General features: G+C 68.2%; 9 protein-coding genes. 5 read left to right on the top strand and 4 right to left on the bottom strand.

The window, feature by feature from the left end:
* Positions 1-4: 4 nt before the first annotated feature.
* Both HGB54_RS00970 and HGB54_RS00965 read right to left on the bottom strand, forming a co-directional pair.
* Positions 5-1,078, bottom strand: coding sequence for a DNA cytosine methyltransferase (locus HGB54_RS00970; RefSeq protein ID WP_168914790.1), 1,074 nt, complete (start codon positions 1,076-1,078; stop codon positions 5-7).
* A 250-nt stretch (positions 1,079-1,328) separates the two neighbouring features.
* Positions 1,329-2,576, bottom strand: a complete 1,248-nt coding sequence (locus tag HGB54_RS00965; protein ID WP_168914789.1) for an IS256 family transposase — start codon at positions 2,574-2,576, stop codon at positions 1,329-1,331.
* A gap of 595 nt (positions 2,577-3,171) precedes the next feature.
* Here HGB54_RS00965 and HGB54_RS00960 point away from each other — a divergent pair.
* From HGB54_RS00960 to HGB54_RS00950, 3 genes are all read left to right on the top strand, one after another.
* On the top strand, positions 3,172-5,025 hold the full coding sequence (locus HGB54_RS00960) for a nuclease-related domain-containing DEAD/DEAH box helicase (RefSeq protein ID WP_168914788.1): 1,854 nt from the start codon (positions 3,172-3,174) through the stop codon (positions 5,023-5,025).
* 100 nt (positions 5,026-5,125) lie between these two features.
* A complete protein-coding gene (locus HGB54_RS00955) occupies positions 5,126-6,268 on the top strand; it encodes a hypothetical protein (protein WP_228545880.1) in 1,143 nt (380 codons plus the stop codon).
* 61 nt (positions 6,269-6,329) lie between these two features.
* The gene (locus HGB54_RS00950) at positions 6,330-7,055 is read left to right on the top strand and encodes a DUF6994 family protein (protein ID WP_168914787.1); all 726 of its coding nucleotides are present in this window, start codon (positions 6,330-6,332) and stop codon (positions 7,053-7,055) included.
* 9 nt (positions 7,056-7,064) lie between these two features.
* Here the strand turns inward: HGB54_RS00950 and HGB54_RS00945 are convergent, their stop codons facing one another.
* The gene (locus HGB54_RS00945) at positions 7,065-8,627 is read right to left on the bottom strand and encodes an SIR2 family NAD-dependent protein deacylase (protein ID WP_168914786.1); all 1,563 of its coding nucleotides are present in this window, start codon (positions 8,625-8,627) and stop codon (positions 7,065-7,067) included.
* 221 nt (positions 8,628-8,848) lie between these two features.
* Between HGB54_RS00945 and HGB54_RS00940 the strand changes: the two genes are divergently transcribed.
* Together HGB54_RS00940 and HGB54_RS00935 are read left to right on the top strand one after the other, a co-directional pair.
* The gene (locus tag HGB54_RS00940; RefSeq protein ID WP_168914785.1) at positions 8,849-9,739 is read left to right on the top strand and encodes an ARPP-1 family domain-containing protein; all 891 of its coding nucleotides are present in this window, start codon (positions 8,849-8,851) and stop codon (positions 9,737-9,739) included.
* A gap of 33 nt (positions 9,740-9,772) precedes the next feature.
* Positions 9,773-11,233 carry an ADP-ribosylglycohydrolase family protein gene (locus HGB54_RS00935; protein WP_168914784.1) on the top strand — a complete coding sequence of 487 codons (1,461 nt, stop codon included), beginning with the start codon at positions 9,773-9,775 and terminating at the stop codon, positions 11,231-11,233.
* A 6-nt stretch (positions 11,234-11,239) separates the two neighbouring features.
* On the opposite strand, the gene HGB54_RS00930 is transcribed toward HGB54_RS00935, so the two are convergent.
* Positions 11,240-12,001 carry an NUDIX hydrolase gene (locus tag HGB54_RS00930; protein WP_228545879.1) on the bottom strand — a complete coding sequence of 254 codons (762 nt, stop codon included), beginning with the start codon at positions 11,999-12,001 and terminating at the stop codon, positions 11,240-11,242.
* Between the last annotated feature and the right edge of the window lie 35 nt (positions 12,002-12,036).

Raw genomic sequence — 12,036 nt, 5'->3', positions numbered from 1 at the left:
GAGGTCAGAGCAGCGGTTCGAGATGCCGGGCGATCGCAGCCGCGAGCTGCACCGGCACGGCGTTGCCGATCTGCCGGGCGATCGCCGTCCGGGAGCCCACGAAGCGGTGATCCTCACTGAAGCCCTGCAGGCGAGCCGCCTCGTAGTGGGTGATCGCCCTGTTCGCCTCGGGGTGCAGGTAGCGCCCCTTCTCCGGCTTGAAGAACTCCGTGCGGATGGTCACCGATGGTCGGTCCCAGTGCATGCGGCCCATCACGTCCGCCGAGCCGGAACGGTGCCCGCGCCAGCACGGCGCGAGCAGGTCATCCGGAAGGTCGAAGCGGTTGCCGCCCTTCGGAATCTTCTGAAAGCGATCCATCGAGACCTTGGCGTAGTCACGAGCGATGTGCAACTCGCTCGGGATGAAAGAACCGGCGAACTCCTTGCCCGCATACGTGGTGGTTCGACCGGACAACGCGCTGACCGGTCGCGGGTCCGTCGGAACGCCGGCGAACGCGTCCGCCACCGTCGCGTGGCGTCCGATGTGGGTCGCGGGCGGGGCGCCCACCAGAGGCAGCGAGCTCCGGCGGCCGATCATCACGGCCCGCTTGCGCGCCTGAGGGGCCCCGTAATCCGCCGCGTTGAGGATCCAGTGCTCGAACTGGTACCCCTCGAGCCTCCCGCCGGGCTCGGTGGACGCGAGGAACTGCTCGAATTGCGGCGACTTCGAGAAGGCCGCGACGTTCTCGACGACGAAGTACTTAGGGTCGGTGCGGAGGATCGTCTCCTCGTACTGCTCCCACAACGAGTTGCGCTCATCCTCGACGACCCGCTTGCCGAGCGTGGAGAAGCCCTGGCACGGCGGCCCTCCGACGATCACATCCACAGAGTCGGGCACGTCGCCGTTCTTCAACCATTCCTGGATCGGGACGTTGTGCATGATCCCCTCACCGAAGGTCGCCTCGTACGAGGCGGCCGCCGCGGCGTCCCATTCGACGGCTGCGATCGACCGGTACCGCGTCGACGCGGAGTGGAATCCGGCCGTGAGGCCGCCGGCGCCGGCGAAGAGATCCAGGACCGAGATCTCACCATTGCGCATCCATCGATCGTACCGAGCTGCCGGCTTGGTCCGAGGCCGACACGGCCCGGCGCGCCAGTGGAACGAACATCCGGATGCCCTCGGGCGGATGGGGCGCCTGCGGATAGGTCGCCTCACGAAAGGAGCCCTCTTTTGCGGGACTCTTCGGCGGCGGCCCCCACCTCCCTCTGGGGACAGCGATATGTGCCGAAAGCAAGCCACACGGTCAAGTCCCAGGTAGTGGTGTAGCGCGGTCCTTCGAAGTGATGGGTTAAGCGCTGAGTTCGAGGACGGTGTCGGTAGTCACCTCGTTTCCGGTGTCGGGCACGAGGCTCAGACGGGACTTGGCGAGGATGTCGAGGCCGAGGTAGCGGCGTCCTTCGGCCCATTCGTCGGTCTGCTCGGCCAGGACCGCGCCGACGAGGCGGACGATCGCGTCGCGATTGGGGAAGATGCCGACACTGTCGGTGCGGCGGCGGATCTCTCGGTTCAGGCGCTCGTTGGGGTTGTTGGACCAGATCTGCTGCCAGAGCCCCTCGGGGAACTGCGTGAACGCGAGGATGTCCGCTCTCGCGGCGTCGAGGTGCTCGTGCGCGTCGGGCAGCTTGCCGTCGACGTAGTCCAGGAGTCGGTCGAACTGGGCGTGGACGGAGGCTGCGTCGGGCTGGTCGTAGACGGAGTGCAGCATCGCCTTCACCGCCGGCCACATGCTCTTCGGGCACACGGACATCAGGTTCGCGGCGTAGTGCGTCCTGCATCGTTGCCAGCTCGCGCCGGGCAGGTTCGCGGCGATCGCCTCCACGAGGCCTTGGTGGGCGTCGGAGGTGACCAGACGAACCCCGCCCAGGCCGCGTGCGACGAGATCGGCGAAGAACGAGTTCCAGGCCGCCCCTGTTTCGGAGGTGGCGACCCGCAGGCCGAGGACTTCGCGGCGTCCGTCGGCGTTGACGCCGGTCGCGATCAGCACCACGGCGTTGATCACCCTGCCGCCTTCACGCACTTTCATGGTCAGCGCGTCAGCGGCAACGAAGGTGAACGGTCCGGCATCACCAAGAGGGCGGTGGCGGAACTGCTCGACGTGCTCGTCGAGATCGGCGGCCATGCGCGAGACCTGCGACTTGGACAGCGAGTGGATGCCGAGGGTCTTCACCAGCTTGTCCATCCGCCGGGTGGAGACCCCGGCGAGGTAGCAGTCCGCGACGACGGTGATCAGCGCAGTCTCAGCGCGCTTGCGGCGCTCCATGAGCCACTCGGGGAAGTAGGTTCCTGACCTCAACTTCGGGATCGCGACGTCGACCGTCCCGACGCGAGTGTCCAGCTCGCGGCGCCGATAGCCGTTGCGCTGCGTGAGCCGATCGGGGCTGGGTTTGCCCCATTCGGCGCCGACGACGGCGTCCGCGTCCGCGGACAGCAGTGCGTTGATCATGGTCTGCAGCAGGCTGCGCATCAAATCCGGGGACGCCTCGGCGAGAGCCTCGCCAAGAACGCCAGCAGGGTCGACAATATGTGGAGCGGTCATCGTGTGTGATGCCTTTCGAGTGGGATGTGAGAATTTCCTCGAAGGAACACCACGGTGACCGCGCCCACGTCCAAGACGACGAGCCAGCCACCGGGCTACACCACCTTATGGGGCACTACTAGCCACACGCCTCGCACACATTACGAGTGGCGCGAGCATAAAGCATGACCACATCGAGAGCCACGCGCGAGATCACTGAGGCTGATTAACCTTCACTACGAGCGAGGCGATCGGATCGATCAGGGAAGGCACTGCAACAGATACGGTCGATGCATCGAAGACGCGCGCAGACATCTTCGAATTGAGCTGCCGGCCGCCTGGCACCGCCTCGACCGCTGCGATGTGACCACCTTGTCGCCAATGCCGAGCACTCCGGGGCCGCGGCCCCCGCGGCGCGACTTGTCGCTGAGGTTGATCCAGCCGACGCGGTGCGCAGCTTCTGCCGACCGCATGCCCCGATTCGATCGAGATAGATAGCGCCGGGTCGAACAGTTGCTAGACGCGGTGCCGCGGACACCCTCGAACTGGGGGCATCATCCAATTGAGCGTCGTTCCGATCTGCACGCCACGCGGATAGCTTGAACAGATGCCTCGCATGCATCCGACCCGTCAACGCACCGACGCAAATCGGAGCGAGCAGCGCCTCTTTACCGCATTCGAGGGCATGAGCGGTCGAGACGACTGGGTCGTCATCACCGGGCTCGCCGTCGGGCAGCACGTGGCCGGCCTCAGCGGCGAGATCGACGTGATCGTCGTCGCGCCCGAGCGGGGCATCCTGCTCATCGAAGCCAAGACAGCCGAGCACGTGGAGTATCGCGACGGCGAGTGGTTCCTCGCGAAGAACCCGGCACCGACGAAGAATCCGTTCGCACAGCTCGACGGCGCACGGCGCAGCATCCGGCACTTCCTGAAGCAGCGCGAGCTGCTGCGCGGGGACGAGCCGATCGCCCGACTGGTGTGGTTCACGAACCTCGGGCGCTGGCAGTTCGACAACGGCACCCCGCACGACTTCACCTTCTTCGAGTGGGAGCTCGGGTGGAGCGATGAGCTCAGCGACCCGGGCGCTCTCGTCGAGAAGGTGCTCGCCGAGCACTGCGCCTGGTTCGGAGAGAGCGAAAACATCGACGTCGAGCCCGCCTCGCTCACCGCCGCGCACGCGACCGCGGTCGCGGATGCCCTGCTCTCGAGCTTCACGGCCACAGCCTCAGCCTCCGACCGTCGGCGCGCACGCCTCATCGACGAACGCGTGCTGCTGGAGGACCAGGAGCTGGTACTCGAGCTGCTCGAGACGAATCGCCATCTCTACTTCGACGGGCCCGCCGGCTGCGGCAAGAGCTGGCTCGTGGCCGTCGCCGCCCGTCGCGCAGCCCGGGCCGGGCGGCGCACGTTGCTGACGTGTTGGAACCTGCTCATGGCCCAGTCGTTGCGTGACCTCGTCGGCGAGAGCACCTTCGACATCGAGGTCGCCGACCTCAACGCAGTCATGCTTCGCGTCTGCGAGCTGGAGGCAAACCCCGACGGCGCCACCGACCACTGGTACCGGCACGAGCTACCCGAACTGACGCTCGCGGCCCTGCGGGAGCATCCGGAACGGGGAGGCTTCGACACGATCTGCGTCGACGAGTTCCAGGATGTCGCGGGCGTGCCGCTGATCATGGACGTGCTGCGGGCCCTGTGCCTTGGCGGCGATCCGGAGCGATCGAGCTTCGTGCTCGCGGGCGATGCCGGCCAGCAGATCATGCGCGCGACCGGAGAGCGGGCCGAGCCGCTGCCGGCCGCGCGCGAACTCGGCGCCGGGATCGTCCACGTAAGGGTGCGGCGCAATTGCCGTGTCGCTCCGCGGCTTCTGCGTGCGGTCCGAGGGCAGTTGGGGCGCCAGAACGACCATTCGGGCGACCGTATGAGCTCATCTACTCCCGGCGCACTCGAGGTCGTCAATGTGTCCGAAGGCCGCGAACTGCCTGCACTGCTGACGGCGATCAAGGCGCTGCGCGACGAGCACGACCCCGAGGAGATCGTCGTACTCAGCCCCTTCGGTGAGCAGTCGTCCCTCGTCGGTCGATTCCTCGCCCGCGAGCCGGCCAACAAGGAAGAGCGCCTGCTGCGTGACCTGCTCACCGGCGAACGCGCGATCACGTGGCGGTCCATCTTCAAGCACAAGGGCTTGGACACCGCGGCCGTCATCCTGACCGATGTCAGCCCGGCCGCCGCGGCCTGGGCCGACGAGCACGACCTCAGCTGGAACGACCTGCTCTACGTGGGCATGACGCGGGCGCAGTACCGCTGCACCGTGCTGCGGTCGGAGGGAGCGCCGTGGCGAGGCGAGCGCGATGCGGCGATCGCGGCGGTCGTTCCTCCGCGGGCCGGGGTCCGGACAGTCGGAGCGGGGTCCTCGTCGGCGGCCGCAGCGGCGATGGCGCGCATGGCGCGGCCGACACGCGGGGAATGACGGCGCCGACTCCTAGAGTGACGAGTGGGGTTCATGAAGTCAGTGGATCAGCTCGTCCGACACCCGAAGCAAGCCGCCCGAACGACCCGAGGAGCCCCTCATGTCCAAGCCCGAAGAGGCCGTCACTCCCGAAAATATCCCTACTGTCGATGAGGCGCTCGGAGCCCTCACCGATGAGGAGAAAGAAGCGGTCAAGCGCGACCGCGAGGAGATGAAGGAGTTCATCTCGGGGTTGGGTGCACGCGAGATCAGATCCGGTGATTGGTTCCCCAAGCTCGTCGCGAACGCTCTCGGCACGTACACGCGAGAGGTCGACTGGCAGTACTTCCAGGACAAGTACAAGGGTGTTCCAGCAGACGCGATCGTCGACCAGCGCATCAAAATGGCTTCTCGATTCGCAGCGCTCGAAGGTGGCCTCACGGCCGGCGCCTACACCGGTGCCGTGGCCGCCACGTTCGGGACGGCAGGCCTGGCCGCACCGGTCACGCTTACCGCCGCCGCGACCACCATCGCGGTCGACCTGGCGTTCCTCACCCGGTTGCAGTTGCGACTGGCGCATGACATCGCGGTCCTCTATCGGGTTCACCTCAACCCCGATGACCCCGAAGACATGTGGAAGCTGATTCGGGTGGCCTTCTCGATCAAGAGTGGAGAGGTGGCCGCCGAAGGGCTGCTCAGGGCCGCCCCGGCAGTCGTCCGCGCCGTCGTCAAGCGCTATTACTCACGAGGGGTCATCACGGCCGCACGATCTCTCCCCGTCGTCGGAAAATTCTTGCTCCAACGGAACGTCATCAAGATCGGCATCCCGGCCGTCGGCGTTCCTCTGGCGATCGCACTCAACTTCTACACGACGATCATCGCCGGACAGCACGCGCGGAGTGTGTTCCGAAATGAAGCGCGTGTCATCGAAATCGCGCAGAAGATGTCGCGAAGTTCCAACAATCCGCAGGCCATGCTCTGGGTCACCTGGCTGGTGATCCTCGCCGACGGGAAGAGATCCGACGATGAGGCTCTGCTCATGCGCAACCTGGTGACGTTCGCGCACGACCATCACGCGATCACCGATCAGGGTCTTGCTGACTTGATCGACATCGAGGCGCAAGACGTCTGGAACTTGTTGGATGCCATCGACGGCGACAAGACCGACCTGATCGACGCCGCCGACCGCGCTGCAACTATCGATGGCCCGGCGAATAAGCGCGAACTCGCGATCATCGAAGAGGTCCGCCTCCGATGCGTCTGACTCCGGCCGACCAAATGTCTACGACGACGCCATATCGGACTCATGACGTACGGTGCGAATCATGAGTGACGACTCCGAGTTCGACCCCTACTTCGATTCCCGCGACGACGCAGGAAAGGGTGACCCCGACTCCACGAGCAAGCGGCTTCGCCGTCAGCATCAGCTTCTGTGGAGCAAGCCGCTGCCCAACGGAGACCCGTTCGACCTGGTCACCACGCGGAAGAACTGCTACCTGTTCCACGAATCGGATCGCGGGCGGTTCTTCCTGTCGAGCGACACCGTGGTTCCCACATTCCGCAGCTGGTTGCGCATGAAGCCGATCACGGAACAACTGAGTCCCGATGAACTGGACGAGTTCCAGGTGCTCAACCACTCCATGGCCGGCGCGATGGTCTTCCCAGGCGAACGCAGGCCGGGCTCGCTCACCATCAATGGCGCGCGCGGGATGGACCTCCGCATCGCAGACAGAATGGACCTGACGCTGGAAGCGATCCGCCGGCACTATGCGGGCGAGCAGAGCCCCCTCTCGAAGACGCTGGACAACTACCGCGACTTCTTCGAGCTCTTCGAAGACTTCCACGGCTACGTCGAGCACTTCCTCCTGCAAGACCTCGTCGACGAGCGCGGAGAGACGGTGCGGCTGTTCACGCCGTTCGACGACTTCGGCGTGACATCCGCACTGCCGCAGACCGTGGATGCCTATCGCGCGTACCGGGACGAGGCCACCGCGTTTCTCCACGCTCGAAACCGCAGGATGGCCGATTGGGCTGCGGCGAATCTTCGCTGAGCGATCAGCCTACGAATCCTCGCGCCGCGGGCGACACCAGTCAGGAAGCGCCTCGGGTGCGATCCGGCCCAGCTCCTGAAGAAGCTCGCGAGTGCGCAGTTCAGACTCGGACAGCCCGTCCTCGTGCTCCGAACTCATCAGGTAGCTCCGTGAATCGGCAGCATGCGCTGCCACCGCATCGAGCAGCAGCTCGAGATTGCGCGCCGCCCGGGGCAACGCGTCCTGCGAGAAGGCGCCGTGCTCCATCGGCTCGAAGCGCAACGTACCCGCCCACAGCCCGTCGGCGAGAGGGTTCTCAAAGAGACTGAGTGCGGTGGCCATACCGGGCGAGGAGCCGACCGCGCGGCGCACGTCGTGCATGATCTCGTGGAAGTGATCATCGGCGAGGCCGAACCCGACGAAGAGCAGGTGCCGGGTGATGAGCGTCGCCTTCACGATCGCGCTGAGGGCGGACCGCTCTGCGGCGAACCCGAGATAGTCCTCGCGAGTGAGCACGATCGACCCGGGATCAGATGCGGTGCCGTGAAGCTTCAACAACCAGCGGTCAGAGTCGGCTGTGGCGACACCCGAGTCCTCCGGCGTTCGCTCGCTCAGCGCGTCGGTGCCCGAGATCACCCGGCGCGGGCGGCCGGCGTTCGTGCTCGCGCGCTCGAAGAGGGTGTCGTAGTTCAGCGTGATGGCCTGCTCACCAGCAGCGGCGGCCAGCAGAGCCGGAGCGAGCCCGTAGCGCTGGCGCTCCACGATCTCGGCCACGGTAGTGCGGAAGTCGAGACCCTCTTGCTCGAACGCCGACCGCAAGTATGAAGCCTGATCGAGCGGGCTGAGGCCGCCGTCGAGCACGGCGGCCCTCAGGTGGGGCGGGAGGTCGAGGCGATCGCAGAGCTGCTCGAGGAGCTGGCCCCAGGTCGGGGCGCCGGCGGACACGCTCACCCCAGCGCCGATGAAGGGCACTAGCCGGCCGGCACGGGCCTTGTCTGCCAGGTCACGAGCGAGCACGAGCAACCGGTCGTCGATCGCCCGCCAGCTCTCGTCGGGCACCTCGTGCCGGCGTTGCTGCGCGAGAGCGGCATCCGGCTCGGTGCGCAGCACCAAGGCGACATCGACGCCGTGCTCGCGAGCGCCGTCGCGAGCAGCTGCCAGAATGACGTCGAGCACACGGGTGCGCCGCATGCCCCCGCCCCCGCCACCCACGCCGAACAGCGGCATCGCGACGAGAGGCAGTTCGCGAGCCTGACCCGTTCCCACCCGGCTCTCTCGGTGTGACGGGATGCGCCGCGCCGCCCGCTCGATGAACGCGAGCACGCGCGGCCGCAGCGCGTCCGCATTGACGAACCCGCTGAGCGGTACAGCCGTAAGTACACGAAGCGGAGCGTGCGGGTCGCTCGTGCCCGCCTCGAGAACGTGGGCGAGCTCACCCTGGGCTCGGAACCGCTCGAGTGACGGATCGTCGCGCAGCTCCCCGTGCTCGGGGACGACTCCGTGCCAGTGCTCGCGCAGGCTCAGCCGGGCATCCGTCGGAATCATGATCGCGTCGCAGGCGAGCTCGGTCAGGTCACCGTGGACCACGAACACGTGAGGGATCGAAGCAGGCACTGCGCCTCCAGATGAGAGTCATGCGGGCCGTATCCGCGGCCTCTGAGGACTGTACTCATCGCACGCCGCGCACGCCGTCGGGTGGAATGTCGCAGGTTCGCTCTAATCTGCAGTCATGGTCAATTGAGCGGAATCGCGCTTACTGATCGACCGGGCAGCGGAACGACCGCCGCTCGTCACACCGACCGCGAGGAGCCGCCATGAACGCCACCATCCCCACCCTCCACGTCGGGCACGGCACGCACCAGGCCGGCCTGACGCTCTTCCCCGTGTGGGTCGACGCTCCTCGCATCGGCTCGCTCGACTGGGCGCCCTCCGCCCTGACCGTCACGGAATTAGATGACGCCGGCGGCCCGCGCGTCGCGGGGCTGCGAGCGCACAGCACCGCCGCGCGGCCCCTCGTCGCGCTCGAGGGCGACCTGCTCGAGGGCGGCTGGCAGAACCGCATGCTCGGCCGGAGCCTCGTGCTGCACCCCGGCGAGACCCGCGAGGTCGAAGCGGTCTGCGTCGAGGAGGGCCGCTGGGGCGGCGGGCGCGAGCACGGCGCGAGGGGGCGCCGTGGTTCGCTCGTCGTCCGCTTCGGCGACGAGCGTGCGCGCCAGGGCGCCACCGAAGATCGGCAGGGCGGCGTGTGGCGCCGCATTCGCGCGGTCGAGGATCGCCTCGGCGCGAGCGAGACCCGCTCGTTCACGCAGCAGCTCGATCGGCGGAGCATCCGCCCGCCCCGTCTTATCGAGGGTCAGCGCGGCGTCATCATCGGCGTCGGCGGCCGCGTCATCGGCCTCGAGCTGTTCTGCTCGGGCTCGGGATTGCGCTCGCGCTGGGAGGGCATCGTCGCCGCCGCCGAGGTGGATGCTCACCTCGGCGACCCCGTACCCACCCAGGCCGAGCGGGCTCGCGCCTTCGCCCGCCGACTGCAGGGCCGCCGCCTGCACGGTGGCGACGACGGCGCCTCGTGGTTCGAACTCGCGCGCACCGACGAGCGGCTCGACGTGGTCGGGCTCGGCGCCCGGACGGCGGGCACCCCGTCGCTCGGCCTCGTTCACCTCACCGCGCTCGACCGCGCTCACCCCGTGCTCGCCGCGGTCTGACCCGCTCTCCAACCTCAAGCCTCAGGAGTTCTGATGACCCACCACACCCCCACTACCGCCCAGACCGACCGCGCGGTCGGCGTACTGCTCGGCCTCGCCGCTGGCGACGCCCTCGGCGCTCACTACGAGTTCGGGCCTCCCCTGCCCGACGACGCCGAGGTCGGCATGATCGGCGGGGGCGGCTTCGGCTGGGCTCCCGGCGAATGGACCGACGACACATCCATGGCCGTGCCGATCGCCCGCGCCGCCGCACGCGGAGCCGATCTGCGCGACGAAGCAGTGCTCGACGAGATCGTCGCGGCCTGGACCGAGTGGGCGCAGACCGCCGCGGATGTCGGCATCCAGACGCGCCAGGTGCTCACCGCCGTGCGGTCCGCCGGCGTCACCGCGGCCGCCGCGCGCAAAGCCTCGCGCACCCTGCACGAGCGCACGGGCCGCAGCGCCGGCAACGGCTCGCTCATGCGCACGGCACCCGTCGCCCTGGCGTACCTGGACGATGAGCTGGGCGCCGCCGAGGCCGCCCGCACCCTCAGCGCCCTCACCCACTGGGACGACGATGCGGGCGACGCCTGCGTTCTGTGGACCCTCGCGATGCGCCACGCCGTCCTCACCGGCGAACTGGATGCCCGCGTCGGGCTCGCGACCCTCCCCGTCGAGCGGCGAGACCGCTGGGCCGCGCTGCTCGACGAGGCCGAGCAGCGCGAGCCGCGCGACTTCGACCGCAACGGCTGGGTCGTTCAGGCGCTGCAGGGCGCGTGGTCGAGCATTCACCGTGCTCAGCAGGCGGACCCCGCCACGTCGATGCCCGGCGCTGCCCTGCGCGACGGCCTCGAGCGAGCCGTGCGCGGCGGACGCGACACCGACACGGTCGCCGCGATCGCCGGCGGGCTGCTCGGCGCCGCGCACGGGGCATCGGCGGTTCCGAGCGAGTGGCGATTGATGCTGCATGGGTGGCCGGGCCTGCGGGCGGCGGACCTCGTCGAACTCGCGACGCTCGCCCTGAACGGCGGCGAGCCGGACAGCAGCGGCTGGCCCACCGGGAGGCGCATGGACTACGCGGGCTTCCCCCACCGGTCCGGGCTGGTCGCCCACCCGCACGACGACGGCGTGCTCCTTGGCGCGATCAACGATCTCGGGAGTGCCGAGGTCGATGCCGTGGTCTCGCTCTGCCGCGTCGGCACCGAGCAGCGCCGCGACGGAGACCACGTCGAGGTCTGGCTCATCGACGACCCCGACCCCGCGAAGAACGTCAATCTCGACCTCGTGCTGAGGGATGCGGCCGACGCTGTCGCCGCGTTCCGCGCCCAGGGCAAGCGGGTGCTTCTGCACTGCGTGCAGGCGCAGAGCCGCACGCCCTCGGTCGCTGCGCTGTACGCGGCGCTGCACCGGGGCGTGCCGATCGAACGGGCACTCACCGAGGTAGTCGCGGCGCTACCGGCCGCGCGTCCGCAGCGGTTCCTCGTGGAGGCGGTACGACGTCTCGCCGCGCGGTGAGCGCGATCAGGCGTCGCGCGGCTGCGTGCGGTTCGTGATCGTGCGGTCGGCGGGAATCTCGTCCAGTCGAGACCGGGACGTTCGTCGTGCGCCGCTGCGCACTGCCTGAGCGTGGCGCGCGCGACGCGCATCGAGCTCCTCCGCTGTCGGCTTGCGGAAGATCCGGGACGGCTTGCCGACCGTTCCGAGCTGGAGTCGCCCGGTCTCCACGAGGAGCGGCTCCATCATGCGGCGGAACGTGTCCCGGCGAGGTGTCGAAGGGTCGACGGCGTTGTGGAGCATCAGCAGCTCTCGCAACGTGAACTCGTCTGGCATAAGCCCCCACGGGTCGGGAACGGTCGCATAGTCGGCTCGGATGCGCTCGACCGCGACAGCGAGGATGTGCGCGTGGTCGAAGTCGAGCGGGTCGGCGCGATCGATCGGGACGAGCCGGTCGAGGGGGACGCCCTCACCTCGGAGCGCCATCGCGTGGGCGACTGACAGCACCCACCCGCGATCGTCGCGCTGCGGTGCATCGAACACGTGCAGCTGCCGCGGCCCGCCGCCGCTGATGCCTGCCTTGTCTCGGAGGCAGCGAGTCACCGCATCGGCGAGGGTCTCCCCCTCGTGCAGGAAGGTGCCGGGCAGTCGGCGGCGACCCTTCTCACCCTCGACCAGCACTACGCACAACTCGCCGCTGTCGACAGCGAACACCGCGGTGTCGACGGCGACCGATGGACGCGGGAAGTCGGTCAATGGTCGGCCGGTCGACGGCGAGCGATCAGTCACGCGTGGATTCTCGCATCATCGCGCAAAATGCGTGA

This window comes from Microcella flavibacter (genome assembly GCF_012530535.1).
GTDB lineage: Bacteria > Actinomycetota > Actinomycetes > Actinomycetales > Microbacteriaceae > Microcella > Microcella flavibacter.
This window is presented reverse-complemented; position numbering and strand designations above follow the sequence as displayed.